Annotated in this window: 19 protein-coding genes; 12 read left to right on the top strand and 7 right to left on the bottom strand. The window is 74.7% G+C overall.

Annotated features, from left to right (window positions below):
• Positions 1-78: 78 nt before the first annotated feature.
• Together ACFVFQ_RS23100 and ACFVFQ_RS23095 are read right to left on the bottom strand one after the other, a co-directional pair.
• Positions 79-2088, bottom strand: coding sequence for an N-acetylmuramoyl-L-alanine amidase (locus ACFVFQ_RS23100; protein ID WP_383419030.1), 2010 nt, complete (start codon positions 2086-2088; stop codon positions 79-81).
• 325 nt (positions 2089-2413) lie between these two features.
• Positions 2414-3547, bottom strand: coding sequence for an aminoglycoside phosphotransferase family protein (locus ACFVFQ_RS23095; protein WP_383419028.1), 1134 nt, complete (start codon positions 3545-3547; stop codon positions 2414-2416).
• A 284-nt stretch (positions 3548-3831) separates the two neighbouring features.
• On the opposite strand from ACFVFQ_RS23095, the gene ACFVFQ_RS23090 reads away from it, so the two are divergent.
• Positions 3832-5364, top strand: coding sequence for a hypothetical protein (locus ACFVFQ_RS23090; protein ID WP_383419026.1), 1533 nt, complete (start codon positions 3832-3834; stop codon positions 5362-5364).
• Between the two features lie 411 nt (positions 5365-5775).
• Here the strand turns inward: ACFVFQ_RS23090 and ACFVFQ_RS23085 are convergent, their stop codons facing one another.
• Entirely contained in the window at positions 5776-7248 is a 1473-nt protein-coding gene (locus ACFVFQ_RS23085; protein ID WP_383419024.1) for a PP2C family protein-serine/threonine phosphatase, read from the bottom strand.
• Between the two features lie 312 nt (positions 7249-7560).
• On the opposite strand from ACFVFQ_RS23085, the gene ACFVFQ_RS23080 reads away from it, so the two are divergent.
• From ACFVFQ_RS23080 to ACFVFQ_RS23060, 5 genes are all read left to right on the top strand, one after another.
• Complete coding sequence (locus tag ACFVFQ_RS23080; protein ID WP_383419022.1) at positions 7561-8985, top strand: HEAT repeat domain-containing protein; 1425 nt, start codon at positions 7561-7563, stop codon at positions 8983-8985.
• Between the two features lie 110 nt (positions 8986-9095).
• Positions 9096-10229, top strand: a complete 1134-nt coding sequence (locus ACFVFQ_RS23075) for a glycosyltransferase family 4 protein (RefSeq protein WP_383419020.1) — start codon at positions 9096-9098, stop codon at positions 10227-10229.
• Entirely contained in the window at positions 10226-11446 is a 1221-nt protein-coding gene (locus tag ACFVFQ_RS23070; protein ID WP_383419018.1) for a glycosyltransferase, read from the top strand. The genes ACFVFQ_RS23075 and ACFVFQ_RS23070 overlap by 4 nt, the downstream gene beginning before the upstream one ends.
• The gene (locus tag ACFVFQ_RS23065) at positions 11443-12303 is read left to right on the top strand and encodes an SGNH/GDSL hydrolase family protein (RefSeq protein WP_383419016.1); all 861 of its coding nucleotides are present in this window, start codon (positions 11443-11445) and stop codon (positions 12301-12303) included. Before ACFVFQ_RS23070 ends, ACFVFQ_RS23065 begins: the two co-directional genes overlap by 4 nt.
• Positions 12300-15932 carry a hydantoinase B/oxoprolinase family protein gene (locus ACFVFQ_RS23060; protein ID WP_383419014.1) on the top strand — a complete coding sequence of 1211 codons (3633 nt, stop codon included), beginning with the start codon at positions 12300-12302 and terminating at the stop codon, positions 15930-15932. Before ACFVFQ_RS23065 ends, ACFVFQ_RS23060 begins: the two co-directional genes overlap by 4 nt.
• Positions 15933-16028: 96 nt before the next feature.
• Here the strand turns inward: ACFVFQ_RS23060 and ACFVFQ_RS23055 are convergent, their stop codons facing one another.
• The 4 genes from ACFVFQ_RS23055 to ACFVFQ_RS23040 all read right to left on the bottom strand — a co-directional run bounded on the left by ACFVFQ_RS23055 (position 16029) and on the right by ACFVFQ_RS23040 (position 18858).
• Positions 16029-16316: a hypothetical protein gene (locus ACFVFQ_RS23055; RefSeq protein WP_383419012.1), complete on the bottom strand. Its 288-nt coding sequence runs from the start codon at positions 16314-16316 to the stop codon at positions 16029-16031.
• A gap of 165 nt (positions 16317-16481) precedes the next feature.
• Complete coding sequence (locus tag ACFVFQ_RS23050; RefSeq protein WP_383419010.1) at positions 16482-17375, bottom strand: biotin-dependent carboxyltransferase family protein; 894 nt, start codon at positions 17373-17375, stop codon at positions 16482-16484.
• On the bottom strand, positions 17372-18046 hold the full coding sequence (gene pxpB / locus ACFVFQ_RS23045; RefSeq protein WP_383419260.1) for a 5-oxoprolinase subunit PxpB: 675 nt from the start codon (positions 18044-18046) through the stop codon (positions 17372-17374). The genes ACFVFQ_RS23050 and pxpB overlap by 4 nt, the downstream gene beginning before the upstream one ends.
• A gap of 35 nt (positions 18047-18081) precedes the next feature.
• Positions 18082-18858 carry a LamB/YcsF family protein gene (locus ACFVFQ_RS23040; protein WP_383419008.1) on the bottom strand — a complete coding sequence of 259 codons (777 nt, stop codon included), beginning with the start codon at positions 18856-18858 and terminating at the stop codon, positions 18082-18084.
• A gap of 190 nt (positions 18859-19048) precedes the next feature.
• Between ACFVFQ_RS23040 and ACFVFQ_RS23035 the strand changes: the two genes are divergently transcribed.
• The 6 genes from ACFVFQ_RS23035 to ACFVFQ_RS23010 all read left to right on the top strand — a co-directional run bounded on the left by ACFVFQ_RS23035 (position 19049) and on the right by ACFVFQ_RS23010 (position 25071).
• Complete coding sequence (locus ACFVFQ_RS23035) at positions 19049-19792, top strand: GntR family transcriptional regulator (RefSeq protein ID WP_383419006.1); 744 nt, start codon at positions 19049-19051, stop codon at positions 19790-19792.
• A gap of 155 nt (positions 19793-19947) precedes the next feature.
• Positions 19948-20658, top strand: coding sequence for a DUF969 domain-containing protein (locus ACFVFQ_RS23030; RefSeq protein ID WP_383419004.1), 711 nt, complete (start codon positions 19948-19950; stop codon positions 20656-20658).
• The gene (locus ACFVFQ_RS23025; RefSeq protein WP_383419002.1) at positions 20655-21623 is read left to right on the top strand and encodes a DUF979 domain-containing protein; all 969 of its coding nucleotides are present in this window, start codon (positions 20655-20657) and stop codon (positions 21621-21623) included. Before ACFVFQ_RS23030 ends, ACFVFQ_RS23025 begins: the two co-directional genes overlap by 4 nt.
• A gap of 81 nt (positions 21624-21704) precedes the next feature.
• Complete coding sequence (gene pcp, locus ACFVFQ_RS23020; protein ID WP_383419000.1) at positions 21705-22370, top strand: pyroglutamyl-peptidase I; 666 nt, start codon at positions 21705-21707, stop codon at positions 22368-22370.
• Between the two features lie 132 nt (positions 22371-22502).
• Positions 22503-24041 (top strand): hypothetical protein, encoded by a 1539-nt coding sequence (locus ACFVFQ_RS23015; protein WP_383418998.1) that lies wholly within the window; start codon positions 22503-22505, stop codon positions 24039-24041.
• A gap of 91 nt (positions 24042-24132) precedes the next feature.
• Positions 24133-25071 carry a hypothetical protein gene (locus ACFVFQ_RS23010; protein WP_383418996.1) on the top strand — a complete coding sequence of 313 codons (939 nt, stop codon included), beginning with the start codon at positions 24133-24135 and terminating at the stop codon, positions 25069-25071.
• Positions 25072-25074 lie beyond the last annotated feature (3 nt).

Below are 25074 nucleotides of genomic sequence, written 5' to 3'. Positions count from 1 at the left end.
ACGGCGCACGGACCCGCGCCCGGCGGACGGCCCCACGGCCGACCACCGGGCGCGTGCGCGTCCCGACCCTCCCGGGCGCTACGACCGCGAGGAGTGCACCTCCACATCGGCCGCCCGCACATAGCCGACCCGGTGCCCGAGCTGGATCTCGTAGTAGACGTCGTCGCCCCGCACCACCGCGTGCTTGGTGATGTCGAAGGTCGGCGAGAAGAAGTAGTCCGACCGCACCCGCCCGCCGACCGCGTACTTCTGGCCCGCCAGCAGCTTGTACGGCAGCGGGGTCACCGCCTGCACCGGCACCTGCGACGGATACGCCGACTGCTCCGGATAGGCCCGCCCGTAGACCGGGATCTCCGCCCGACCCTCCTTCGGGGTGGCGACCAGCCCCTTGGCGTTCACCGCCGTCGGGTGCGAGCGCGGGTTGTGGAACCACGCCTCCTGCCCGAGGTACCAGATCGCCGTCCAGTCCCCGGACCGACCCGCCACCGCGAACCGCTGCCCCGTAGAGGCCCGCGCCCCGGTGTCGTTCACCCCGGTCGTGGTCGCCGCACCGTCCGGGTGCAGCCCGATGTCCCGCACCAGCGGCGCGCTCTCACTGGGCGCGGTGTGCAGCCGCACCGCCGTGGAACCGTGCTCCGCACACGGCTGACCGGACTTCTCGCAGCCGGTGTAGACCGGCCGGTTGGCGTCGTAGGACGGGCGGATGGTGACCAGCCCGCCGTGTGACCCCGCGGTCCGCTTGAACGGCCGGCCCAACAGGGCGAAGTAGTGCGCCCAGTCCCAATACGGGCCCGGGTCGGTGTGCATCCCCGGGATCGTCGACGGGATGGTGCCCGGCACGTTGTCGTGGCCCAGGATGTGCTGCCGGTCCAACGGGATGTCGTACTTCTTCGCCAGGTACTTCACCAGCCGCGCCGAGGTGCGGTACATCGCCTCCGTGTACCAGGCGTCCGGCGCGGCGAGGAACCCCTCGTGCTCGATGCCGATCGAGTGCGAGTTGACGTACCAGTTGCCCGCGTGCCAGGCCACGTCCTTGGTGGGCACGTGCTGGGCGATCAGCCCGTCCGAGGAGCGGACGGTGTAGTGCCAGGACACGTACTTGGGGTCCTTGATCAGCCGGAGCGTGGTCTCCCAGGAGCCCTCGGTGTCGTGGATCACCAGGGTGTCGATCCGCTGCTCCTTGGGCCGGTCGGCCAGGTCGTGGTTCCCGTAGTTGGCCCCGTTGTCGTACTGCTGGTACGGCGCCGGCCAGGACTCGCAGGCCACCGTCCACGGGCACTCCAGCGCCCCGCCGGAACCGGGCGCCGAGGCGCGCTGCACCACGGCCCCGCCGAGACGTTTCTCCTGGGCGGCGTCCGCGGTCAGCCGGGGCGCGGCGGCCAGCGCGACCCGCTGCCCCGCGTCCGTGGTGCGGGCCTGCCCGCGCCGCATCACGTCGAAGACGTCCCGGGCGAAGGCCGCGCCGCTCGCCGCGTCGTCCGTGCTGCCGTAGCGGGCCACCGCCGCGTACCACTTGGCGGGGTCCGCGCTGGCCGGCAGCCCCAGCTCGCGCTGGGTGGCGGCCAGCAGCGCGGCGCCGCCCAGCACGTTCGCCGCCGGATCGGTGCGCAGCCTCGCCGCCGGCAGCTCGGCCAGCCGCGCGGCCCGCGGCAACGTCCGCAAACGGGCCGGGAGTTCGGCGGGCAGCGCCGCCCGCCGCACCGCCGACCCCGTCCGGCGCGGCCGGGCCGCATCGCCGCGCGCGTCCCCGGTGTCCGCGCTGAACTCCGGCGCCCCCGCCACGGCCGCCCGGGCGTCGGTCAGATGCATCGGCCCGTAGCCCCCGGAGACGCTCGGCGCGCCGCCGTGACCGTCCCAACGGGACTCCAGGTACGAGACGCCCAGCAGCACGCTGCGCGGTACGTGGTAGCGCGCGGCGGCGTCGTCGAAGGCGCGTTGCAGCGCGGCGGACGGGGGCTGCCCGGCGCCCGCGGACGGGGCCGCCGAGACCAACGGCAGCAGCAGCGCCCCCGCCGCGACGGCGGTGGCGGATCTGCGCAGCGCCAAGTGGCGGGTTCTCGGCGCGCCTTCAGATGCGGATCCTCGCAAAACGGCCTCCTCAAGCCGGCCCGAGTCGGGGCGGTGTGACGGTGGTGTGCCAGGGCCTGCCCGGTGGAGCGCGAATCGGCCAGGCCGCGGCCGTGCGGGAGAACCCGAGAGTAAGCCCCGGGGTCGGTCGAGACCATAGGTTTGCCGACGCGCCGTCAAACCCCTCACCCAGACGGGATTCCGCATGTCAGGGCAGCACCGCCAGGAGCCTTCCCGGGCCCGGCCCGGGACCTGCGGGGCGTCAGTGGAATGGACCAATGCATACGTGAGCGGCGCGGCCCAACCGGGCCGCGCCGCTCACGTAGTGCCCCTTCGGGGCCGGGGGTCAGCGGGTGCCGACCGCCGCCCGCACCGCCCGCCGCGCCATCTGCGCGTCGTCGTGCAACCTGCGCAGCAGCAGCCGCTGCTCCTCACCGGGCGTCGGCGCACCCGGGTGCCCCGAGGCCGGCGGGGTGGCCGGCGCGGGTTCCCGCATGGTCCGCTGCACCGCGGTCTCGTACCGCCGGATCTCGCGGGTGAGCACCAGCATCAGGTTCACCAGGAAGGCGTCCCGCGCGGCGGTGCCCGGCGCCTGGGCGAGCTGGCTGATGTGGCGGCGGGCCACCGGGGCGTCGCCGAGCACCGCCCACAGCGTCGCCAGGTCGTAGCCCGGGAGGTACCAGCCGGCGTTGTCCCAGTCCAGCAGCACCGGACCGGCCGGCGAGAGCAGGACGTTGTTCAACAGGGCGTCGCCGTGGCAGAACTGGCCCTGGGTGTGCGCCAGTCCGTGCAGCAGCTTCTGGAGGTCGCCCAGGTCCCGGTCGGTGAGCAGCCCCAGGTCGTGGTAGCGCCCGATCCGGCCCGCGTAGTCCAGCGGGGCGTCGAACAAACCGGCCGGCGGGCGCCAGGAGTTGACCCGGCAGACCGCGCCCAGCGCGGCCCGGACGTCGGCCCGCGGTGGCGCCTCCGAGGGGTGCCGGGCCAGCGCCGCCACCCGGCCGGGCATCCGCTCCAGCACCAGCGTGCAGTTGTCGGGGTCGGCCGCCACCAGCCGCGGCACCCGGACCGGCGGACGGTGCCGGACGAACGCCCGGTACGCGCTTATTTCCTGCCGGAAGCTGTCGACCCACGCCGGGGAGTGGTCCAGTAAACACTTCGCGACGGCGCTCATCCGGCCGGTCGTCCCCAGGAGCAGCACGGTCTTCCCGCCCCGGCGGAGCACCTGGACCGGGTTGAACTCCGGACAGATGCGGTGCACCGAGGCGACGGCGGCGCGCAGCTGGGCGCCCTGGGGGCCGGACAAGTCGAGTCTCCCGCTGAGCGGTTGGGTGCCCAACCCCTGTGCCCGCCGGTTCCGGCCGCCGGCCAGACCGGTCACCGCCCCCGCGGAGGGGGAGGGATCGAGATACGGCCCGCTGCCGGCAGGGTGCGGGCGGTACGTCCGGGTGGGGGCGGTCACGGCGGACGATGCTGCATACATGGGTGAGACAGATCCCTTCGTGCGCCGACGAGTTGCGTGCGCTCCCGGCCCGGTGGCGGGAACCCGTGAACGGGCCCCGTACAGGCGGCCGTCCGCGGGTCCCCGTGCAGGGCACGCACCCTGGGGAATGCGGTCCCGCCACCGGGCCGGGGGCTGCATACCTACCGAACACGCGGGTGCGGGTGGCAGACCATCTGGCGCACCCTGGCGAACCCTGGCGAATGCTCGCAGCGCACGTCACCGGCCGTTACTGTCAACTCAGTCGAGGAACCTGGGGGCTTGACGTGAGCAGGGAGCCAAACACTCGTCTCGCGGACCTTTTCGGCCTGGCCGGCTGGTCCAAGGGCGAACTCGCGCGGCTGGTCAACCGGCAGGCGGCGGCCATGGGCCATCCGCAACTGGCGACCGACACCTCGCGGGTGCGGCGCTGGATCGACATGGGGGAGACCCCCAGGGATCCGGTGCCCAAGGTGCTGGCCTCCCTCTTCACCGAGCGCCTCGGCCGTGTCGTAACCATCGAGGACCTCGGGTTCGCCCGGACCGGTCGCGCGGGGAAGCGGCAGGCCATGGACGGTCTGCCGTGGGCGCCCGAGCGGACCGCAGCGGTCCTCACGGAATTCACGGGAATGGACCTCATGCTCAATCGACGCGGCTTGGTGGGGGCCGGTGCGGCGCTCGCCGCGGGTTCCGCACTCACCGGTGCCCTGCACGACTGGCTGCACACCGACCCCGCTCCGCTCGCCCTCCGCCACGACGATCCGCTCGCCCACGAATCCCTGCACGAACTCGACCAGATCGGCCTCGACCGCTACGAGGCGGCCCCCGTGGGGTCACAGGAGATCGACGCCCTGGAGCACTCCGTCGAGGTGTTCCGCCGGTGGGACGCGGCCCGCGGCGGCGGCCTCCAGCGCAAGGCCGTGGTCGGCCAGCTCAACGAGGTCGGCGGGATGCTCGCCTACCGTCACCCCGAGCACCTCCAGCGCCGGCTCTGGGGCGTGGCGGCCAACCTCGCGGTGCTGGCCGGCTGGATGTCCCACGACGTGGGCCTGGAGCCCACCGCGCAGAAGTACTTCATCATCGCGGCGCACGCGGCCCGCGAGGGGGGCGACCGCCCGCGCGCCGGCGAGGCGCTCTCCCGGGCCGCCCGGCAGATGGTCCACCTGGGCCGCCCGGACGACGCCCTCGACCTGATGAAGCTGGCCAAGTCCGGTTCGGGCCAGGAGACTCTGCCGCGCACCCGCGCCATGCTGCACACCATCGAGGCGTGGGCGCACGCGTCCAAGGGGCACGGCCAGGCGATGCGCCGCACGCTCGGCGAGGCCGAGGAGTTGTTCGTCTCGGACAAGGGCGATGTGCCGCCGCCGGCCTGGATGCAGATGTTCGACGAGGCGGATCTGCACGGCATGCAGGCGCTGGCGTTCCGCACCCTGGCCGAACACGACCCCGCCGCGGCCAAGATCGCGCAGAACCACGCCACGAAGGCGCTCCAACTGCGCAAGTCCGGTCATCAGCGGTCGCAGATCTTCGACTACATCTCGATGGCCTCGGCCTGTTTCATCGGCGACGATCCTGAACGGGCCGACCGCTACGCCCGGTTGGCGCTGGTCTCCATCGGCGAGAACTCCTCGCACCGCACCTGGGACCGGCTGCGGGAGATGTTCCGGCTCACCGGCCAGTACGCCGGCTGCGGCAAGATCCAGGACCTCCGCGAGGAGCTCCAGCAGGTCCTGCCGAAGCCGAAGCCGAAGCCCAAGGGGAAGGGGGCGGGCCTGTCGCCGGGCCTCAGGACGGCCGGGGAGCCGAACCTCGGGGTCTGAGCCGTGCCACCCACCCCCGGGTACCCACGGGAATCCGTCGGGCAGACCCACGCCCGGCCTCAGGTCGTCGTCCCCCATGTCCGCGGCCCCTGAGGCCCGTTGACGCCCCCGCCCACGACAAGACCGCCGACACCAACGGCAACGCCAACGCCAACGCTTACGACAATTCCGCCGTACCCTCGATCGGCCCGCCGATGCCGATCGAGCCGTTGACCGCCCCGCCGCCGTCTACCCCGTCCGCCTACTCGCCGTCCGACCGACTCCTCAACTGAGCAGCCCCCGCTGGCACATGGCGTCATGCCGCAAAAAATGACACAGCGGGTGCACTGTCACCCCGCAGGGTGTGTCGAGCCCTCGGGGCGGGCGGCGCTGCCGTCGCCGGCCCGCCCTCGATGGCCGCGCCTCTGCGTGTCAGTCGCCGACCCGGGCGATCAGCACACAGGCGTCGTCCTCGCGCTCGGTGGCGCCGAACTCCTCGACCACCGTGCGGACGCTGTCCTGCGCGCTGCGGGCCGCGGCGAACCGCGGCGCCAGGGCCAGCAGCCGCTCGGTGCCCTCGTGGGTGCTCTCCGGGCCGTGGGTGCGGCGCGGGACCAGGCCGTCGGTGTGCAGCACCAGCAGGTCGCCGGGCTCCAGCCGCTCGGTGCGCTGGCCGTAGCTCGCGCCGGAGGTGGCGCCGAGCAGTACGCCCTCCGGCGGGTCCAGCGCCCGCCCCGTGCCGCCGCGGAACAGCAGCGGCGCGGGGTGCCCGGCCTGGGCCCACTCCAGCGTCCGGGTCGCCGGATCGAACTGGCAGCATGCCGCGCTGCCCAACGCCGGCTGGGTGGCGGTGTCCAGTAGTTGGTTGAGGAATCCCATCAGTTGGCCCGGTCGGTGCCCGGCCACGGCCATCCCGCGCAGCGCGCCGAGCACCATGGCCATCCCCGACGTCGCCGCCACGCCGTGCCCGGTGAGGTCGCCGACGCTCAACAGCGTGCGCCCGTCCGGGAGTTGCAGCGCGTCGTACCAGTCGCCGCCGATCAGGGCGGAGGTGCCGGCGGGCAGATAGCGGCCGGCGAGGTCCAGCGTGACCGTGCCGTCCCCGGGGAACCGCAGCGGGCCGCGCCACGGCGGCAGCACGGCCTCCTGGAGCTCGACCGCGAGCCGGTGCTCGGTCTGTGCGATGTGCTGCTCGCGCTGGAGCGAGTCGCCGGTCTCGCGCACCGCCATCTGGCTGCGGCGCAGCTCGCTGACGTCGCGGAGCACGGCCCACATGCAGGCGGTGCCGCCGTCGGCGTCGAGCACCGGTTCGCCGACCATGTGGACCGTGCGGATACCGGAGTCGGTGCGCACGATGCGGAACTCGCCGTCGATCGGCCGACCGTCCACCAGGCAGTCGGTGACCATCACGGCCAACTGCTCCTGGTCGTCGGGGTGCACCAGCGACGGCAGTTCGTCCAGCGTCAGCGGGCCGTCGGCCTCGTCGCGGCCGAACATCGTGAAGAGCTCGTCGGACCAGGTCACCTCGTCGGTGAGCAGATTCCACTCGGCGCTGCCGACCCGACGCAGCAGTGCGCCGGGCGCGTGCGCGGGCGCCGCCGGTGCGGGCGGGGCGGCCGGCAGCCCGGCGAGCGCCCCCGCCTCCCCGGCGAGCACGGTCGGCAGGCCCTCTCTGAGCTGGTCGAGATGGCCCCCGAGGTCGTCCAGGTGATGGACGGCGAGCTCGCAGAGCGCCCGCTGCCAGCGCAGCTGCGGGTCGGCGGCGAGGTCACCGGCGACCGAGGACTCTCTGCGCACCGCGTCGAGGCCACCGCGCAGGGTGCGGGCCTGCGAGATGAGTGCCTCGACCGCGTCGCGCTCGGGGGTCCGATCGGCTGGGTGATCCGCGAAGAGAGGGGGCGGCATGACGTACTCCGTGATCAGGCGGCGCCGGAACGTATGGGCCGGTTACGACTCTTGCACAGGCTGCGACGGTGCGTAAGGGATTTGGCATTACCCGATACGGTGGTGCAACCGGCATATGCCAACGGCCTTCCTTTGGCAACCGGGCCCGAATCGGTGGAATGAAACGTTCCACGCTAGGCTGCGGCCGCCGTAGAGCTGTCTACCCCACCGATCCACGGGGGGAACGACGCATAGGGCCCGCGGCCACCGGCAAGAATGCCGGTCAGCGGAAATCCCGTTGCCAGCCTGCCCCCCGCACCGGATGCTGACCTCATGTTCGATCCAGACATAGCGCCCAGTGGCACCCTGCTCGGCCTCCTCCAGCGAGGCCGCGGCGACGGGACCCTGCATGCCCTCGCGGCGCCGCGGGCCGAGGCGCTCGCGGCACTCAACGCCAGTGTGCTGCGCGACCCGCGCCGGGACTGGCAGGTGGAGAACCGCTCGCTCTACTACGCGCGCCTCTACATGCAGCTCGACGGCGGACTTGAGGAGATCGAACGCCACCTCTTCCACCCCGACGACCGCACCGACACCGGGGAGGAGCGCACCGGCCTCGCCCTCGCCGTCCTCGGCCACCTCGCCTCTTACGGCAGGGACGCCGCCCGGCTGCTGCTGCGCAGCTACGCCGCGGTCGGCAGCAACTGGCGCTGGGCCCTCGACGAGCTGGCGCTGCGCGACGACGACGCCGGGCTGATGAGCCTGGCCCCCGCCGTGCTGGCCCGTTTCCCCCAGACCGCCCAGGGCGCGGCCGAGTTGGCCACCGCCGTGCGCGACGCCTTCGAGCCCCGGCCGTGGCGGCTGTGGGCGGAGGACGCCCGTTACGGCCCACGGCTGGCCGCCGCCAAGGAGGACGGGTCCTTCGACCGTTGGCAGCGGCAGTTGCGGCCGCGGGGGCCGCGCCCCGGTTGGAGCGTGACCGAGGTGCTGGAGTGGGCCCAACAGGAGCTCGAACCGCGCCCCGAGGAGCACCGTTATCTCGCCGCCGCCCGTTGCCTGAGCGCCGTCGCCGGTCCCGAGGACCGCGCCGAGCTGCTGCGGGCCGGCCGCGGTGGGCCGGACGCGGCGCGCGCCGCCGTCCTCCACCACCTCGCCGAGCGCGGCGATGCGGCGGTCCTGGACCTCGTCGAGGAGGCCGTCACCGATCCGCTCTCCGCCGAGCCGCTGATCGCCGCCGCGCTCTGCGCGTACGAACGGATGCGCAGCGTGGCCGCGGTGGAGCGGGCCCGGATCTGGGCGTCGCGCACCGACCGACTGGGCGCGTCCGCCGCCGCGATGCTGGCCCGTCGGGGCGCCCGCCGTGACACCGAGCTGGTGCTGGCCGCGCTGCGCCGCACCGTGCGGGAGGAGGGGCCGAACGCCTGCGCGCTGTGGGAGTTGGTGGACGGCGCCGGCCGCCTCCAGATCGCCTGCGCCGCGCCCGTGCTGCGCCACCTCTACCGCGAGACCTCCTCCTCCCAGCTGCGCGGCCGGGCCGCCGCCGCGCTCGCCGCGACCGACCCCGGGTTCCCGGCCGGCTTCGCCGTCGAGTGCCTGTGGGACTGCGAGGAGTCCACCCGGGAGCTGGCCGCCCGGCACGCGGCCACCGCCGACGACCGGGTCGTCGAGCAGCTCCGCCGGCTGGCCGCCGACCCGGCCGAGGAGGCCGAGGTGCAGACCGCCGTGCGGGCCCGCATCGAACCGGACGCCCCCGCGGTGTGAGGCGGCCGGGACCCCGCTGACCGGGGTGGGGGGCGAACGCTCATGGGACGTTCGCCGGTTGGAAAGATCCCCTTGGCCCGGTCCACGCACGGTGCGTCGACAACAGCGGTATGCGTGTCGTCCTCGTGACCGAATCCTTCCCGCCCGACGTCAACGGCGTCGCGCACTGCGCCCTCCAGACCGCCCGCCACCTCGTTAGGCGCGGACACGAACCGCTGGTCATCGCGCCACTGGCGAACTCCGCGCCGGCCGCCGCCCCGTACGCACAGGAGAGCCTGTGCCCGGTGGTGCGGGTGCCCTCGATGCCGTTGCCCGGTTACCCGCAGGTGCGGATCGCGCTCCCGGGGCGGCGGCTGACCGCGGCCCTGGACGGGCACCGGCCCGATCTGGTGCACCTGGCGAGCCCGTTCGTCCTCGGGGCGCGGGGGATGGCGGCCGCGGCGCGGCGGGGGGTGCCGGCGGTCGCGGTCTACCAGACGGACATGGCCCGGTACGCGCGGACGTACCTGGGGCGCGGCGGGGCGGCGGCCTGGCGGCGGATCCGGGCGGTGCACGCCGCCGCCGACCTCACTCTGGCGCCGTCCCACGCGGCGCTGTGGGACCTGACCGAGCACGGGGTGCCCCGGGTGCGGCTGTGGCCGCGCGGGGTCGACTCGGAGCGGTTCCACCCGGGGCGCCGGGACGCGGTGTTGCGCAGCTCCCTGCTGGCGGGGCGGGAGTTGTTGGTGGGGTACGTGGGGCGGCTGGCACCGGAGAAGGACGTGCGGCTGCTGGCCGAGACCTCCCGGCTGCCCGGGGTCCGCACCGTGGTGATCGGCGAGGGACCCAGCGCCGCCGCCCTGCGGTCCCAGTTGCCCGGGGTGCGGTTCCTGGGCCGGCGTACGGGCGACGAACTGGCCCGGCTGTACGCCTCGTTGGACGTCTTCGTGCACACCGGCCCGTTCGAGACGTTCTGCCAGACGGTGCAGGAGGCGATGGCCTCCGGGGTGCCGGTGGTTGCGCCGGCCGCCGGCGGGCCGCTGGACCTCGTCGACCACCGGCGGACCGGACTGCTGGTCCCGCCCGGTGACGGCGGGGCCCTGCGGGACGCGGTGCGGGCGCTGGGCGGGGACGCGGAGCTGCGGGTGCGGTACGGCGCCGCGGGCCGGCAGGCGGTCGCGACCCGCACCTGGGAGGCGGTCGGCGACCAACTGCTGGGCCACTACGGGGACGTGCTGGCCGACCGGACGGCGGTGGCGGCGTGACCGCCCGTCGCGCCCGGGGCGGCCGGGCGGGGCTGCGGATCGTCCGGCTCGCCAACTTCGTCACCCCGGCCTCCGGCGGGCTGCGCACCGCGCTGCGCGAACTGGGCGCCGGCTACCGGGCCGCAGGCCACGAGCCGGTGCTCGTCGTGCCGGGCCCGCCAAACGCGCTGGGCCCGCGCGGCATACGGGACGAGGAGACCGCCCAGGGGCGGGTGTTGACCCTCCCCGGGGCAGTGGTTCCGGGCAGCGGCGGCTACCGGGTGCTGACCGACCGCCGCCGGCTGAGCCGCCTGCTGGAGGAGCTGGCGCCGGACCGGCTGGAGGTCTCGGACCGCACCACACTGCGGTGGACGGGGCAGTGGGCGCGGCGGGCCCGGGTCCCGGCGGTGATGGTGTCGCACGAGAGCGTGGACGGGGTGCTGGCCACCTGGGGCGTGCCGCGCCCGTTGGCCCGCGCGCTCGCCGACCGCGTCAACTCCCGTACTGCGTACGCCTACAGCCGGGTGGTGTGCACGACCGAGTGGGCGGCGGCGGAGTTCGTGCGGGCCGGGGCCCGGAACGTGGTGCGGGCCCCGCTCGGCGTCGATCTGGTCGCCCACCGCCCGGACCTGCGCAGCGCCGCGCTGCGCGGCCGGTACGCCGGGCGACACCGGGTCCTGCTGTTGTTGTGCTCCCGACTGTCGACGGAGAAGCGGCCGGGACGGGCCCTGGAGGCGCTGGAGGCGCTGCGGCGGCGGGGCGTCGACGCGGCGCTGGTGGTGGCCGGCGAGGGGCCGCTGCGGGCGCGTCTGGAGGCGCGGGCGCGGGCGGCGCGGCTGCCGGTGGCGTTCCTGGGGCACCTCGCCGACCCGGCCCGGTTGGCGGCGCTCCAGGCGAGCGCCGATGTGGTCCTGGCGCCGGGGCCGGCCGAGACGTTCGGGCTCGCCGCGCTGGAGGCGCTGGCCTGCGGCACCCCGGTGGTCGCCAGCGCGGCCTCGGCGCTGGCCGGGCTGGTGGCCGACGGCGGGCAGACCGCGCTGGACGACGGCCCGTCCTTCGCGGACGGGGTGCAACGGGTGCTGGCGCGGCCGGAGTCGGCGCGCCGGACCGCCGCCCGGCTGTGCGCCGAGGACTACGGCTGGCGGCCCGCGGTGGCCGCCTTCCTGGCCGCCCATGACGCGCCGCGGCCGGCCGGGGTGGAACCGGCGCGCCCGGTGGCGCCCCGGGGCCCGCGGTGACGCCCCGGTTCGTGGCCCTCGGGGACTCGCTGACCGAGGGGCTCGGCGACCCGGTGGCCGGCGGCGGCTGGCGGGGCTGGGCGGCGCTGCTCGCCGAGGCGTTGGGGGAGCGGCCCGGCGGCGTCGCGCTGGTGAACCTGGCGCGCAGCGGCGCGTTGGCGGACGAGGTGGCGCGCGAGCAACTGCCGGTGGCGCGCGCACTCGCCCCGCGCTACGCCTCCCTGTTGGCGGGCGCCAACGACACCCTGCGCGCCACGTTCGCCATCGAGCGGGTCGCGGCGGCGCTGGACCGGGCGCACGGCGCGCTGAGCGCCGGCGGGACGGTGGTGCTGACCGCGTGCCTGCCCGACCCCGGCCGGATGCTGGGGCTACCCGCCCCGCTGGCCCGCCCGTTGGCGCGCCGGATGCGGGCCGTCAACACCGTGGTGCACGCGGTCTCCGCGCGCTACGGGGGCGTCCATCTGCACCTTGCCGACCATCCCTGGGTGGCGGAGCGGGCCACCTGGAGCGTGGACCGGCTGCACCCCAGCGAGCGCGGCCACCGGCTGCTGGCCCGCGGCTTCCACACCGTGCTCGCCGCCCGCGGGTTCGCCGACGGGCCGCCGCCCCCGCTCACCCTCGACGGCCCGCCGCCGACCCGCACCGGCTCGATGGTGTGGATGGCGACCCGCGGCACCCGGTGGGTGGCCGACCGGTGCACCGACCTGTTGCCCGGCCTGCTGGCCCTGGCCGTCCAGGAGTGCCGGTACGGGCTGGCCGGTTCCGTGCGGCTGTTGGACGCGGCGGCCGAAAACGCCACCCGCAGCGCCCTCGCGGCCCTGACCGAGCCGGGCGGCGCTGCGACAATGGCGGGATGACCGGACGCTGGGAGTTCTGGATCGACCGCGGCGGCACCTTCACCGACGTCGTGGGCAGGCGGCCGGATGGGCACCTGGTCACCGGCAAGCTGCTCTCCCACCACCCCGAGCGCTACCGGGACGCCGCGGTCGCCGGGATCCGGATGATGTTGGGGCTCGGCCCGGACGAGCCGGTCCCGGCCGAGCGGGTCGCGGTCGTCAAGATGGGCACCACCGTCGCCACCAACGCCCTTCTGGAGCGCACCGGCGAGCCGACGGTGCTGCTGACCACCGCGGGCTTCCGGGACGCGCTGCGGATCGCCTACCAGAACCGGCCGCGGATCTTCGACCGGCGGATCGTGCTGCCGGAGGCGCTCTACGACCGGGTGATCGAGGTGCCGGAGCGGGTCGGCGCCCGTGGCGAGCCGGTCCGGCCGCTGGAACGGGGGCCGGTGCGCGAGGAGTTGCGGCGGGCCCGCGCCGAGGGTCTGCGCAGCGCCGCCGTGGTGCTGATGCACGGCTACCGCTACCCGGCGCACGAGCGGGCGGTCGCCGAGCTCGCCAGGGAGGCCGGCTTCACGCAGGTCAGTTGCTCGCACGAGGTCAGCCCGCTGATGAAGCTGGTGGCGCGCGGCGACACCACGGTCGTGGACGCCTACCTCTCGCCGATCCTGGGCCGCTACGTCGCCGAGGTCGCAGCCCAACTCCCCGGTATCCGGCTGCTGTTCATGCAGTCCAACGGGGGGCTGCGGGAGGCCGGCCACTTCCGGGGGAAGGACGCGGTGCTGTCCGGCCCGGCGGGCGGGGTGGTCGGCATGGTGCGGACGGCCGCGGAGGCCGCCGGCGCGGACGCCGCGGACGGTCCGGACGGCGGCGCGGACCGGGTGATCGGCTTCGACATGGGCGGCACCTCCACCGATGTCTCGCACTACGCGGGCGAGTTCGAGCGGATCTTCGGCACCGAGGTCGCCGGGGTGCGGATGCGCGCCCCGATGATGAACATCCACACCGTCGCCGCCGGCGGCGGCTCCGTCCTGCACTTCGACGGTCGCCGCTACCGGGTCGGCCCCGACTCCGCCGGCGCGGACCCCGGCCCCGCCTGCTACCGACGCGGCGGCCCGCTCACCGTCACCGACGCCAACGTGATGCTCGGCCGGGTCCAACCCGACCACTTCCCGGCGGTGTTCGGCCCGGACGGCGACCAGCCGCTGGACGCCGGGGTCGTCCGGGAGCGGTTCGCGCAGCTGGCCGCCCGCGCCGCCGCGGAGACGGGCGACGACCGTGGCCCGGAGGACGTCGCCGCCGGCTTCCTGGACATCGCGGTCCTCAACATGGCCAACGCCGTCAAGAAGATCTCCGTCCAGCGCGGCCGGGACATCACCCGCTACACGCTGGTCAGCTTCGGCGGCGCCGGTGGCCAGCACGCCTGCGCGGTCGCCGACGCGCTGGGCGTCGACACCGTCCTGGTGCCGCCGCTGGCGGGGGTGCTCTCCGCGTACGGCATCGGGGTCGCCGACGCCACCGCGATGCGCGAACAGGCCGTCGAGGAGCCGTTCGAGGACGCCGCGGCGATGGCGCGGGTGCGCGCGGTCTGCGACGACCTCGCCCGGCAGACCCGGCGGGAACTCCTGGCCGACGGCGTGCCGGAGGAGTCGCTGACCACCCGCGCCCGGGTCCTGGTCCGCTACGCCGGCACCGACTCCACCATCGGCGTGCCGCTCGCCGACGCCGCCACCATGGCCGCGGAGTTCGTCCGGGCGCACCGCGAGCGGTACGCCTTCACCATGGACAAGCCGCTGGTCGCCGAGGCGGTGTCGGTGGAGGCGAGCGGCGCGGCCGGCGGGGCCGCCGAACACGACGTCCAACTGGGCGAGCGGGCGGGCGCGTTGACGCCGGTCGCGACGGTCCGGATGCACGTCGACGGGCGCTGGCGGCAGGCCGGCCTCTTCCGCCGCGCCGAGCTGCGGCCCGGCGACACCCTCACCGGCCCGGCGATCATCGCCGAGGAGGACGCCACGACCGTCCTCGACCCCGGCTGGCGGGCCACCGTCGGCGCCCGCGGCCACCTGCGGCTGACCCGGGCCCGGCCGCGCCCCGCCCGGACCGCCGTCGGCACCGGCGCCGACCCGGTGATGCTGGAGGTCTTCAACAGCCTCTTCATGGCCATCGCCGAGCAGATGGGCGTCCGCCTGGAGAACACCGCGCACTCCGTCAACATCAAGGAGCGGCTGGACTTCTCCTGCGCGCTCTTCGACGCGCGCGGCAATCTGATCGCCAACGCCCCGCACATCCCCGTCCACTTGGGGTCGATGGGGGAGTCCATCAAGGAGGTGCTGCGGCGCCGCGGCGCCGCCCTGCGGCCCGGCGACGTCTACGCGGTCAACGACCCGTACCACGGCGGCACCCACCTGCCGGACGTCACCGTCATCACCCCCGTCTTCGACCCCGGCGGCACCGAGCTGCTGTTCCTCGTCGCCTCCCGCGGCCACCACGCCGAGATCGGCGGCATCACCCCCGGTTCGATGCCCGCGTTCAGCCGCACCATCGAGGAGGAGGGCATCCGCTTCGACAACTGGCTGCTGGTCCGGGACGGGCGGCTGCGCGAGGCGGAGACCCGCGAACTGCTCGGCTCCGGGCCGTACCCGTCGCGCGCCCCGGACGTCAACCTCGCCGACCTGCGCGCCCAGATCGCCGCCAACGAGAAGGGCATCCGCGAACTGCGGCGGATGGTCGACCAGTTCGGCCTCGACGTGGTGCGGGCCTATATGGGGCACGTCCAGGACAATGCCGAGGAGTCGGTGCGCCGGATCCTCGCCGGGCTGCCGGACGGGCACTGCCGCTACGAGACCGACGGCGGCGCGGAGATCCGCGTCGCGTTGACCGTCGACCGGGCCGCCCGCAGCGCCGTGCTCGACTTCGCCGGCACCTCGCCGCAGCTGCCCGGCAACGCCAACGCGCCCAGCTCGGTGGTGCTGGCCGCGGTGCTGTACGTGCTGCGCACCCTGGTCGCCGAGGACATCCCGCTCAACAGCGGCTGCCTCAAGCCGGTCGACGTGCGCATCCCGGAGGGCTCGATGCTGGCCCCCGTCTACCCGGCGGCCACCGTCGCCGGGAACGTGGAGACCTCCCAGGCGGTGACCGGCGCGCTCTACGCGGCGATGGGCGTCCAGGCCGAGGGCTCCGGCACGATGAACAACCTCACCTTCGGCAACGCGCGGGTGCAGTACTACGAGACGGTGGCCAGCGGCGCGGGCGCCGGCGACGGCTTCGACGGCGCGGACGCCGTCCAGACCCACATGACCAACTCCCGGCTCACCGACCCCGAGGTGCTGGAGTGGCGCTATCCGGTCCGCGTCGAGGGCTTCGCGCTGCGCGACGGCAGCGGCGGCACCGGTCGCTGGCACGGCGGCCGTGGGGCGGAGCGGCGGCTGCGGTTCCTGGAACCGATGACCATCGCGCTGCTCTCCGGGCACCGCAGGGTGCCGCCGTACGGGATGGCCGGCGGCGGGCCCGGCGCACTGGGCGCCAACTTCCTGGAGCGGGCGGATGGTTCGAGGGAGGAGCTGCGGGGCTGTGACACGGCCGAGGTGGGGGTGGACGACGTGTTGGTGATCCGCACGCCGGGCGGCGGCGGGTACGGGGAGCCGTAGGGCCCGGCGTCGCCCCCCTTGCGCGCGCCCGGAGGCCGTCCGGGCGCCCGGACGCGGATCGGCTGGGTCCGCGTCCGGGCGCCGGATGTGCCGCCGTTATACCTGCGCCGCCCGGCGGCACGCCTCGAAGGCGAGGACGGCGGGTACGTAGTCCCGCCGCAGTTCGGTGTAGCAGGCGCGCAGGCCCCCTGGGGCGCCCAGCGCAGCGGCGACGTTGGTACAGGCCCGTTCGACCACCTCCGGGTTGGCCTCGGGGTGTTGCTCCAGGACGGTGTAGAAGCAGGTCTGCGGGGTGGCGTGGGCGGCCGGGGCGAGGGCCACGACGCCGCCGAGGGCGAGGGCGAGCCCGCTGAGGGCGGCGGTCAGGCGCGGAACGAGGCGCATGGGTGGTGAGGGTCCTTCCGTGCGGAGCCCGAGCCGGTCGCTCGGTGCGGTTGATCCGCTACGGACAGTGCCCGGGTGGGGTGTCGGCGATGCGGGAGAGGGTGGGGCGCGGAGGGTGAACGGCCGGCGCGCGGGGTGGAGTTCGTCCGGTGGCGCGCCCGGCCGTCAGCCGGTGTGCGCCGTCGCGCCCGGCCGCCGGCCCAGCCGCACGAACCGCACCGCCGTCCCCGGCACCGCCTGCGCCGCGGCGGGCAGCCACCGCTCCGGGACGACGCCGACGACCGGATAGCCGCCGGTCGTGGGGTGGTCGTGCAGAAACAGCACCGGCAGCCCGTCGGGCGGTACCTGGAGGGCGCCCAACGGCATGCCCTCACTGGGGAGTTCGCCGTCCCGGGCGCGCTCCAGGGGCGGGCCCTCGGTGCGCAGCCCGATCCGGTTGGAGGCCGGCGACACCCGGAACCGTCCGGTGGCCAGGGTGTGCAGCCCGGTGGCGGTGAACCAGTCGGCGCGCGGCCCGGGCAGGAACGGCAGCACCAGCTCGGCGGCCGGGCCGGCGTGCGGGACCGCGTCGACGGCGGCCGGGGGCCCCTGCGGGGGCCCCAACGGGAGCACCACGCCGTCCGTGAGCGGGTCCGGGCCCAGTCCGGAGAGCAGATCGGTGGCGCGGCTGCCGAGCACCGGCTCGGTGTCCACGCCCCCGGCGAAGGCGAGGTAGCAGCGCACCCCGTGGGTGGCGGTGCCGACCTGGAGCAGCGCACCGGCCGGGACGCGGAACGGTGCGCCCCAGGGAGCGGGGCGGCCGTCCACCGTCACCGGGCAGGCGGCGCCGGTGACCGCGACGGTGGTGGTGGCACGCAGCCGGACCGCGCACCCGGTGAGGGTGGTCTCCAGGGTGGCGGCCGAAGTCCCGTTGCCCACCAGGCGGTTGGCGAGTCGGTGCGCGGGCTCGTCCAGCGCCCCGGAGCGGGGCACGCCCAGGTGGGCATGGCCGGGGCGGCCGAGGTCCTGGACGCAGGTCAGCGCGCCGGCCCGGACCACCGTCAGGGCGCGGTCGGTCATCGGGTGGGCTCCTCGGGGGCGTAGCGGGACGGGGCGGTGCGCGGGGCCGGCAGCGGCGCGTCCTCGGGGACGAAGCGGACGGGGGTGCCGGGGGCGAGCAGCGCCGCCCGTTCCCGCTCCGGATCCCAGAGCACGGCGTCGGTGCGGCCGATCAGCCGCCAACCGCCGGGGGAGGCGCGCGGATAGACCCCGGTGTACGGGCCGGCCAGGCCGACCGAGCCCACCGGGACGCGGGTGCGGGGGGTCTCCTTACGGGGCACGTGCAGTTGCTCGGCGAGCCCCGTCAAGTAGCCGAAGCCGGGCGCGAATCCGCAGAAGGCGACCCGGAAGGCGGTGCCGGAGTGCAGCCGGACCACCTCGTCGGGGGTGACGCCCCACAGGGCGGCGACCTCGGCGAGGTCGGGCCCGTCGTAGCGGACCGGGATCTCCACGGCCGGGCGGTCGCCGGCGGTCGGCGGCGGGACGCGCCAGGTGGCGAGCTCCGCGCCCAGCGCGCCGGGGTCGGCGAGGCCGTCGAGGAAGACCGTGCGGGCGGCCGGGACCACCTCGCGGACCGCGGGCAGGGTGCCGTCGGCGGCCCGGCGCAGCAGTTCGGCGTGGAGCGCCTCGACGTCCTCGTCGCTGGTCAACTCGACCAGCAGGCCGTGCTCGCCGACGGGCCGGGCCCGCAGCGGCAACGGCCGGGCCGCGCCCGGGCGTTGGGCCGTCACACGAAGCTCCGGATGCGGACGCCGGCCGCGGTCAGTTCGGCCCGGACCCGGCGGGCCAGCTCCGCGGCGCCCGGGGTGTCGCCGTGCAGGCACAGGGAGCGGGCGGCGACGGCGATCCGGGCGCCGTCGCGGGTGGTGACGGCGTGGTCGCGGGCCAGGCCGACGGCGCGTTTGACCACCGCGTCGGGGTCGTGGACCACCGCGCCCGCCTCCCGGCGCGGGACGAGGGTGCCTTGGTCGGTGTAGGCGCGGTCGGCGAACGCCTCGGCGACGACGGGGAGTTCGGCCTCCTCGGCGGCGCGGTGCAGGAGCGAGCCGGGCAGTCCGAGGACCGGGAGTCGGCCGCCCGCGGCGCGGATGCCGGCGACCACCGCGGCGGCCTGCTCGGCGTCGTGCACGCAGCGGTTGTAGAGCGCGCCGTGCGGCTTGACGTAGCCGACGCGGGCGCCGGCGGCCCGGGCGAAGACCTCCAACGCGCCGATCTGGTAGGTGATCTCGTCGGCCAGCTCCTTCGGGGGCACCTCCATCGCGCGGCGGCCGAAGCCCGCCAGGTCCCGGTAGGAGACCTGGGCGCCGATCACCACGCCGCGGGCGGCGGCCAGTTCGCAGACCCGGCGCATGGTGGAGGGGTCGCCGGCGTGGAAGCCACAGGCGACGTTGGCACTGGTGACGACGGAGAGCAGCGCCTCGTCGTCGGTGAGTTGCCAGCGGCCGAACCCCTCCCCGAGGTCGGCGTTGAGGTCGATCAGGCCAGGGGCCGCCGGGTGGCTCATGGATGTCCGTTCCGGGTGCGCAGATGCGGGAGGCGGATGCGGGAGTGCCGAAGCGCAAGCCAACGTACAGATCGTTGAACGATCCGACAAGAGGTGTGTTGTCCCGTCCCGTCTTCTGGGATTGACTGCGGCTGACATCGCAGCGGGACGGGCCGGCGGCCCGTTCGAACCGGACGGAGCGGTAGGCGGTATGGCGGGCGGAGTGACGAAGAACGACCGGCGGCGGCTCGCCGAGGTCGCGGGGCTGGAGCAGGACCGCGCGCTGCTCGGCCGCGCCAGCACGGCCGAGCGGGTCGCCGACATCCTGCGGGACCGGATCACCGAGGGCTACTTCCCGCCCGGGGCGCGGCTGTCGGAGGAGAGCATCGGCGGCGCGCTGGGCGTCTCGCGCAACACCCTGCGCGAGTCGTTCCGGCTGCTCACCCACGAGCGGCTGCTGGAACACCGGCTCAATCGCGGGGTCTTCGTGCGGATGGTCACCGTCGAGGACCTGGACGACATCTTCCGGGTCCGGGCGCTGGTGGAGTGCGCCGCGGTGCGTGGGCTGGGGCAGGGTCCGTACGGGCCCGAGGTCACCGCGTCGGTGGCGGCGATCGAGGCGGCGGTGCGGGCCGGCGAGGAGGCGGCGGCGCACCGGGTCTGGGAGGAGCTGTCGACCGCCAACCTCCGCTTCCACCAGGCGATCGTGGCGCTCGCCGGCAGCCCGCGGACCGACGAGCTGATGCGCGGGGTGCTGGCCGAACTGCGGCTGGTCTTCCATGTGATGGCCGACCCGCAGCGGTTCTACGCGCCCTATCTGGTCCGCAACCGGCAGATCGCGGAGTCGCTGCTGGCCGGCGACGCACTCGCGGGCGAGCGGCTGCTGCGGGCCTATCTGGAGGACTCGCGCGGCCAGTTGTCGGCGGCGTACGCCCAGCGCATTGCCGAGGGCTGACCGCGCTCCCATTTCGTCGGCGCCGACCCCTTGTCGGATCGTTCAACAATCGCATAGCCTCCGCTGCAATCTCTTGTCGCTCCCTTGACGTCCGTGCCCCCCGCCCAGCGGCCGGCGCGCACGCGGGGCACTCCCCGTACGCGGAAGGCGGATCCATGATCGTGCTGCTCGGCGTGCTCGTGGTCGTCCTCGGCTTCGCCACGAAACGCAATCCCCTGTTGGTCGTGGCGGTGGCCGGCATCCTCACCGGGCTGCTCGGCGGGCTGACGCCCACCAAGGTGCTGGCCGCCTTCGGCGAGGGCTTCGCCGGCAGCCGCGCGGTGACCATCTTCGCGATCACCCTCCCGGTGATCGGCCTGTTGGAGCGCTACGGCCTCCAGGAGCAGGCTCGCACCCTCATCGCCAAGTTCGGCCGGCTCACCACCGGGCGCTTCCTCGCGCTCTACCTCGGCCTGCGGCAGATCGGCGCCGCCGTCGGACTGACCAACGTCTTCGGGCCCGCCCAGACCGTCCGGCCGCTCGCCGTCCCGATGGCGGAGGGCGCCGCCGAGCGCCGGCACGGTCAACTCCCGGCGCACACCCGGGAGAAGGTCCGCTCGTTCGCGGCCAGCGCCGACAACGTCGGCCTCTTCTTCGGCGAGGACGTCTTCCTCGCCGTCGGCTCCATCCTGCTGATCACCGGGTTCGTCAACACCACCTACGGGACCCACCTCGAACCGCTGCACCTGGCGCTGTGGGCGATCCCCACCGCGGTGTGCGCCTTCGTCGTCCACGGTTGGCGGCTGCTGCGCCTGGACCGCTATCTGGAGCGCGAACTGCTCGCCGCCAACGCCCAGTCCACCCCCGTAGCGGAGGCCACCCGATGATCAAGGCTGAGTGGTTCTACTGGCTCGTCGGCCTCAGCTTCCTGGTGATGGCCGGCCAGATGGTCACCGACCGCGGCAACCCCAAGCGCTTCGGCACCGGCGCCTTCTGGGGCCTGGTCGGCGCCGGGTTCATCTACAGCAGTTGGGTCGTCACCAAGCGGGCGCCGGCCGAGCCGTTGGGCGTCGCGGTGCTGGTGATGGCCGCCCTGGCCGGCTTCGGCTGTACCGGGCGCGGCACCCCGCGCACCACCACCCCGAAGGAGCGCGCCGCCAGCGCCGCCCGTCTGGGCAACAAGCTCTTCCTCCCCGCGCTGACCATCCCGGCCGTGGCGATGGCCTGCGCCATCGGCGTCAAGCACCTCTCCTTCGGGGGCCAACCGGTCCTCCAGGAGGGCAGCGAGACCATTCTGGGCCTCGGCATCGGCGCGGTCGTCGCGCTCGTCGTCGGCATGGTGCTGCTGCGCGAGAAGCGGCTCTCGGTGCCCGTGGAGTCCGGCCGCACCATGCTGGAGGCGATGGGCTGGGCGATGCTGCTGCCGCAGATGCTGGCCACGCTCGGCACCATCTTCCAGGTCTCCGGGGTCGGCGGTCAGGTCGGCAAACTGGCCACCGCGCTGCTGCCCAAGGACTCCCTCTACGTCGCGGTGGTCGTCTACTGCGTGGGCATGTTCGCCTTCACGCTCATCATGGGCAACGCCTTCGCCGCCTTCCCCGTGATGACCGCGGCGGTCGGCTGGCCCGTGCTGATCGGGTACTTCCACGGCAACCCGGCCGCGGTGCTGGCGCTGGGCATGCTCTGCGGCTTCTGCGGAACCCTGGTGACCCCGATGGCCGCCAACTTCAACATCGTCCCGGCGGCGCTACTCGAACTGAAGGACCAGTACGGCCCCATCAAGGCCCAACTGCCCACCGCCGGCGTCCTGTTGGGCTGCAACATCGTCATCATGGCGCTGTTCGCCTTCTAGGGGCCATCCGACCCTGACCCATCGGACAGGCCCCAGAGCCCGCCCGTTGCCCCGCCGCCCGCACCCACGAGGAAGGACCGCATGACCACCCCCACCACCGCGCCTACCCGCGTCCTGCTGACCGGATTCCAGCCCTTCGGCGGCGAGTCCACCAATCCATCCTGGGATGCGGTGCGCGCCGCGGCGGCCGCCCCGCTCGACGGGGTGGAGCTCCACATCGCCGAACTGCCCTGCGTCTACGGCGGATCGATCACGGCACTGCGCGCCACGATTGCGGAGATTCATCCCGATGTGGTGGTGTGCGTCGGGCAGGCCGGTGGGCGCCCAGACATCACTGTCGAACGGGTCGCCCTCAACGTCGACGACGCCCGCATCCCCGACAACGCCGGCGCGGAGCCGATCGACGAGCCGATCGTGCCGGGCGGCCCGGCCGCCTACTTCGCCACTCTCCCGATCAAGGCGTGCGTGGCCGCCGTCCGCGCCGCGGGCCTGCCGGCCTCGGTCTCCAACACCGCCGGCACCTTCGTCTGCAACCACGTCTTCTACGGGCTCGCGCACCTCATCGCCACCGAACTGCCCCAGTTGCGCGGCGGGTTCGTGCACGTCCCGTACGCGCCGGAGCAGGTCATCGACCGTGCCCAGCCGTCGCTGCCGGTCGCCGCGGTCGCCGCCGCGCTGCGGGAGATCGTCGCCACCGCCGCCCGCACCCGCACCGACCTGCGGGTCGCGGAGGGGGCCACGCACTGAGCCCGCGACGCCCCCGGTAAAATGGCCGGTCGGCCGGCTCACGGGTCCGTCAACGGGCCCGGGCGCGGTCCGCCCATGAGGGGATCCGTGCCGTTTCGTCCGTTGTCAGTGGCAGCGCCTACGCTGTGCGACGTGACTTCTTCCGCCCCGGGCGCGGCTGCGCCCCAGCTCAACGGCCAGAGCCGGCCCGCGCCCGGCCCGGCCGCCGACGAAGGACTGGCCCGCCGCCTGCGCGCGCTGGCGTGCACCGCGCCGCTGCACGACCTCGACGCGCGCAAGGCCAACCTCGCGGGCGAGTTCGGGGTGTACGCGATGGCGGAGGTGGCGCTCGCCGTCATCGACCTGGTCACCCTCAACATGGACTTCGACACCGGCGCCGACCACGAGGAGATAGTGACCAAGGTCCTCCCGCGGGTCGCCGCCCAGGCCCCGGACCGCCCCGCGGCGGAGCACGAACGGGTCGCCCGCTGGGTGCTGGAGAACCTCATCAACGTCGGCAGCGTGGACCGCGGCTTCCGCGCTGTCTACGGCACCTTCACCGCCGACGGCGAGTACGTCCGCCGCGACTACGACTTCAAGCTCATCGAGGAGGTCCCCGGCGCCGGCGGCAGCGTCTACCTCCGCGCCACCGACGAGGCGGTCAACGTCCTCGTCGGCGCCCTGGACACCGACGTCACCAGCGCCCAGATCGCCGCCGAGGTCAAGCTGGAGGTGCTGATCAGCCGCGGCCGGCTGGCCGACGCCCAGCTCGCCGCCGAGCAGGCGCGCTACCGCACCGTCCAGTACGCCGAGACCCTCCGCAAGACCCTGGAGGCCACCCGGCGCAACGTCCGCTCGGTCGACTGGCTGCGCACCGTCCCCGACATGATCAGCGAGGCGCTGGACCACGTGGCGGACCGCTACCGCCACGAGAACGCCATCCTCACCAACATCCGCAAGGCCCGCGACGAGGCCGAGGCCGTCGACGAGAAGACCGGCGAGCACAAGCGGCGCGCCGCCGAGTTGGTGGACATCGTCAAGGACTGTATCCGCCGGCACACCCAGCTCCAGTCCCGCCTGTTGGAGGCCGGCCCGCTCTTCCGTGCCGAGCAGGACCGCCAGGCGTTCGCCGCCCCCACCGCCCGCACCGGCCTCGACCTGTACGGCCAACTCGTCGCCCCCGTACTGCCGCTCCCCGTCGAGCAGGCCACCCGGGTCACCGACGCCTTCTTCGCCCGCGGTACCGGCCTGCGTACCCCCGCCGCCGTCCGCGTCGCCGATCTGGTCGAGGTGCTGCTCACCCCGCCCGTGGAGCGTGAGCACCTCGGCGCCGAGATGCCCGAGCCCGAGCTGATCGCCACCCCCGACGACAGCCGCTTCAGCGAGGCGCAGCTCGACGCCGCGATGGCCCTGCTCGACCTCCCCGCCGACGCCCCCCGCCGGCTCTCCGGCCTGCTCGCCGAGGCCCGCCGCGGCGATCCCGAACTCCCGTATCTGGTCGCCCTGTTGGCGGTGCACGCCGCCAGCCCCCCGGTCGGCACCGCCTACCGCCAGGGCGAGCAGCAGCTGCTCTTCGCGGTGGACGACGGCACCGAGCTGACAGACCCCGAGTTCGGCGGCGCCGACCTCATCGTCGGCACCGCCCTGCTGGACGCGGCCGGGATGGCCGCCGACCGCTCGGAGGTGGCCTGATGCCCGCCGCACCGCGCCCCCTTGGGATAGCGCCGCCGCCCCCGCCCCACCACGAGATACCCCCGACCGTCCCCCGCAAGGAGCCTGCCCCGTGACCCAGTACGACGCCGACGAGGTGCCGCAGCCCGACCCGGCGCCCGGCACCGGCGAGACGGCCTGGGGCGCGCCGGCCGACGCCCCGGAAGCCACCCCGGCCGGCCCCGCGCCGGTCACCCCGGCCGACGCCGCCGACGCCGCCCGGCTGGTCTCCTACGGTCTCCAGCCCAAGCTGCTGCCGGCCCGCGACGCCGACTACGGCGACCTGCTCCGCCGGTACCGCGACGAGCCCGCCTTCGCCCGCCTCGCCGACGCGGTCGCCAGCGGCCTCGGCCTGATCGTCCTGGAGGTCTCCACCCGCGCCGGGATGGCCGTCACCGCCGCCGAGGACTCCGTCTTCGCGGTCCGGATGGGCGACTACGCCCGCCGCGCCTCGGCCGACTCCGCCGACCGCTTCCTGCACGGCCTGGCCCATCTGGCCATCGCCGCCATGGCGTTCCCGCGCCCCGAGGACCTCGCCGACGACGGCTACATCGGCCGGATCACCGTCAACGGCGTCGACGCCTTCGTCCGCCAGGCGTGCCGCCGGCTTGAGGAGCGCGCCGAGCAGGACGGCGAGAACACCGACCCGGTCAGCGACGCCCCCGGCCTGGAGTCCGCCTGGCGGGTCTACACCCGGCGCAGCGCCACCGGCGCCACCAAGGACGCCCGGCGGCTGGCCGGTTCGACCACCGGCATCATCGCCAAGGCGGTCACCTTCCTCGTCGACTCCGGCTTCCTCCAGCGCACCGGCGACGACGCCGGCGGCACCTACCGCACCACCGCCCGCTACCAGCTCCAGGTCCGCGACATGGCCGGCACCGCCGCCATGGCCGAACTCCTCGACCTGGGCGTGGTCCCGGTCTCCGACGGCAGCGCCTCGCTGCTGCCCGGCGAGGAGACCGAGGACCTCGACCTGGTCGCCGAGGCCGGACTGCCGTTCCACTCCGGCTGACGC

Source organism: Streptomyces sp. NPDC057743 (assembly GCF_042798755.1).
Lineage (GTDB): Bacteria > Actinomycetota > Actinomycetes > Streptomycetales > Streptomycetaceae > Streptomyces.
Note: the sequence above shows the minus strand (reverse complement) of the source record. Positions and strands in the feature narration are given on the sequence as shown.

Bases quoted from the DNA above. Each gene is read 5' to 3' on its own strand.
- ACFVFQ_RS23060 (WP_383419014.1), top strand. From the start codon at position 12,300: ATGACCGGACGCTGGGAGTTCTGGATCGACCGCGGCGGCACCTTCACC.
- ACFVFQ_RS23085 (WP_383419024.1), bottom strand. From the start codon at position 7,248: ATGCCGCCCCCTCTCTTCGCGGATCACCCAGCCGATCGGACCCCCGAG.
- ACFVFQ_RS23075 (WP_383419020.1), top strand. From the start codon at position 9,096: ATGCGTGTCGTCCTCGTGACCGAATCCTTCCCGCCCGACGTCAACGGC.
- ACFVFQ_RS23040 (WP_383419008.1), bottom strand. From the start codon at position 18,858: ATGAGCCACCCGGCGGCCCCTGGCCTGATCGACCTCAACGCCGACCTC.
- ACFVFQ_RS23095 (WP_383419028.1), bottom strand. From the start codon at position 3,547: ATGTATGCAGCATCGTCCGCCGTGACCGCCCCCACCCGGACGTACCGC.
- ACFVFQ_RS23035 (WP_383419006.1), top strand. From the start codon at position 19,049: ATGGCGGGCGGAGTGACGAAGAACGACCGGCGGCGGCTCGCCGAGGTC.
- ACFVFQ_RS23030 (WP_383419004.1), top strand. From the start codon at position 19,948: ATGATCGTGCTGCTCGGCGTGCTCGTGGTCGTCCTCGGCTTCGCCACG.
- ACFVFQ_RS23080 (WP_383419022.1), top strand. From the start codon at position 7,561: ATGTTCGATCCAGACATAGCGCCCAGTGGCACCCTGCTCGGCCTCCTC.
- ACFVFQ_RS23025 (WP_383419002.1), top strand. From the start codon at position 20,655: ATGATCAAGGCTGAGTGGTTCTACTGGCTCGTCGGCCTCAGCTTCCTG.
- ACFVFQ_RS23055 (WP_383419012.1), bottom strand. From the start codon at position 16,316: ATGCGCCTCGTTCCGCGCCTGACCGCCGCCCTCAGCGGGCTCGCCCTC.
- pcp (WP_383419000.1), top strand. From the start codon at position 21,705: ATGACCACCCCCACCACCGCGCCTACCCGCGTCCTGCTGACCGGATTC.
- ACFVFQ_RS23050 (WP_383419010.1), bottom strand. From the start codon at position 17,375: ATGACCGACCGCGCCCTGACGGTGGTCCGGGCCGGCGCGCTGACCTGC.